The 2612-nt window shown below is 56.7% G+C and carries 2 rRNA genes; both read right to left on the reverse strand.

The features are described 5' to 3' along the window. Window positions 1–42: 42 nt before the first annotated feature. Window positions 43–159: ribosomal RNA gene (gene rrf / locus T398_RS26655) — 5S ribosomal RNA — on the reverse strand. An 84-nt stretch (window positions 160–243) separates the two neighbouring features. Beyond that, window positions 244–2612, reverse strand: a 23S ribosomal RNA gene (locus tag T398_RS26660); the annotation flags it as partial.

Raw genomic sequence — 2612 nt, forward strand, 5'->3', positions numbered from 1 at the left:
TGAGGGCCGACCCGGGTAGGGTCGGCCCTCAACTGAAGTTTTGCCCGGCGGTGTCCTACTCTCCCACACCCTCCCGAGTGCAGTACCATCGGCGCTGGAGGGCTTAGCTTCCGGGTTCGGAATGTAACCGGGCGTTTCCCCTCCGCCATGACCGCCGTAACACTTATCGACATATCAAACACACCCAACACCACAGGCAATGTTTGTTTGTCAAGAGTTACACAGTGGACGCGTAGCAACTTAGTAGTCAAGTCCTCGGCCTATTAGTACCGGTCAACTGAACCCGTTACCGAGCTTACATTTCCGGCCTATCAACCCAGTCGTCTAGCTGGGGGCCTTACCCCACAAAATGGGTGGGATACCTCATCTTGAAGCAGGCTTCCCGCTTAGATGCTTTCAGCGGTTATCCCTCCCGAACGTAGCTAACCAGCCGTGCCCCTGGCGGGACAACTGGCACACCAGAGGTTCGTCCGTCCCGGTCCTCTCGTACTAGGGACAGCCCTTCTCAAGTATCCTACGCGCACGGCGGATAGGGACCGAACTGTCTCACGACGTTCTAAACCCAGCTCGCGTACCGCTTTAATGGGCGAACAGCCCAACCCTTGGGACCTGCTACAGCCCCAGGATGCGACGAGCCGACATCGAGGTGCCAAACCATCCCGTCGATATGGACTCTTGGGGAAGATCAGCCTGTTATCCCCGGGGTACCTTTTATCCGTTGAGCGACACCGCTTCCATTCGCCAGTGCCGGATCACTAGTCCCGACTTTCGTCCCTGCTCGACCCGTCAGTCTCACAGTCAAGCTCCCTTGTGCACTTACACTCAACACCTGATTGCCAACCAGGCTGAGGGAACCTTTGGGCGCCTCCGTTACCCTTTAGGAGGCAACCGCCCCAGTTAAACTACCCACCAGACACTGTCCCTGAACCGGATAACGGTCCGAAGTTAGATACCCAAACCAACCAGAGTGGTATTTCAAGATTGCCTCCACATGCACTGGCGTGCACACTTCACCGGCTCCCACCTATCCTACACAAGCTAATTCGGATACCAATGTCAAGCTATAGTAAAGGTCCCGGGGTCTTTCCGTCCTGCCGCGCGTAACGAGCATCTTTACTCGTAATGCAATTTCGCCGGGCCTGTGGTTGAGACAGTGGGGAAGTCGTTACGCCATTCGTGCAGGTCGGAACTTACCCGACAAGGAATTTCGCTACCTTAGGATGGTTATAGTTACCACCGCCGTTTACTGGCGCTTAAGTTCTCCGCTTCGCCCCGAAAGACTAACAGGTCCCCTTAACGTTCCAGCACCGGGCAGGCGTCAGTCCATATACATCGAATTACTTCTTCGCATGGACCTGTGTTTTTAGTAAACAGTCGCTTCCCCCTGCTCTCTGCGGCCATACAACGCTCCAGCAGCACGTGCCTTCACGTCTCCGGCCCCCCTTCTCCCAAAGTTACGGGGGCAATTTGCCGAGTTCCTTAACCACAGTTCACCCGATCGCCTTGGTATTCTCTACCTGACCACCTGTGTCGGTTTAGGGTACGGGCCGCTCGGAACTCGCTAGAGGCTTTTCTCGACAGCATAGGATCACTGACTTCACCTGAATCGGCTCGGCATCACGTCTCAGCCACACGCGCCGCGGATTTACCTACGACACAGCCTACACGCTTACCCCGGCACAACCACCGGCCGGGCTCAGCTACCTTCCTGCGTCACCCCATCGCTTGACTACTACCCGCCAGGTTCCCACGCTCCCCCAGCACAGTCCGAAGACCACACCAAGCTCGGATGGTTAGCACAACGAAGTTCATCAGGGACGCTCCTTCGCGGGTACGGGAATATCAACCCGTTATCCATCGACTACGCCTCTCGGCCTCGCCTTAGGCCCCGACTCACCCAGGGCGGATTAACCTGGCCCTGGAACCCTTGGTCATCCGGCGGAAGGGTTTCTCACCCTTCATTCGCTACTCATGCCTGCATTCTCACTCGCACCGCGTCCACAACTCGATCACTCGGCTGCTTCACCCCCGGCACGACGCTCCCCTACCCATCCACACACCTACACACAACCCAAAGGCCATGCGAAGTACACGCGTGAATGCCACAGCTTCGGCGGTGTGCTTGAGCCCCGCTACATTGTCGGCGCGGAACCACTTGACCAGTGAGCTATTACGCACTCTTTCAAGGATGGCTGCTTCTAAGCCAACCTCCTGGTTGTCTATGCGACCCCACATCCTTTTCCACTTAGCACACGCTTAGGGGCCTTAGCTGGTGATCTGGGCTGTTTCCCTCTCGACTACGAAGCTTATCCCCCGCAGTCTCACTGCCGCGCTCTCACTTACCGGCATTCGGAGTTTGGCTGATTTCGGTAAGCTTGTAGGCCCCCTAGACCATCCAGTGCTCTACCTCCGGCAAGAAACACACGACGCTGCACCTAAATGCATTTCGGGGAGAACCAGCTATCACGGAGTTTGATTGGCCTTTCACCCCTAACCACAGGTCATCCCCCAACTTTTCAACGTTGGTGGGTTCGGCCCTCCACGCAGTCTTACCCACGCTTCAGCCTGCCCATGGCTAGATCACTCCGCTTCGGGTCTAGGACACGCGACTC

It is taken from the genome of Salinispora goodfellowii, from assembly GCF_059570675.1.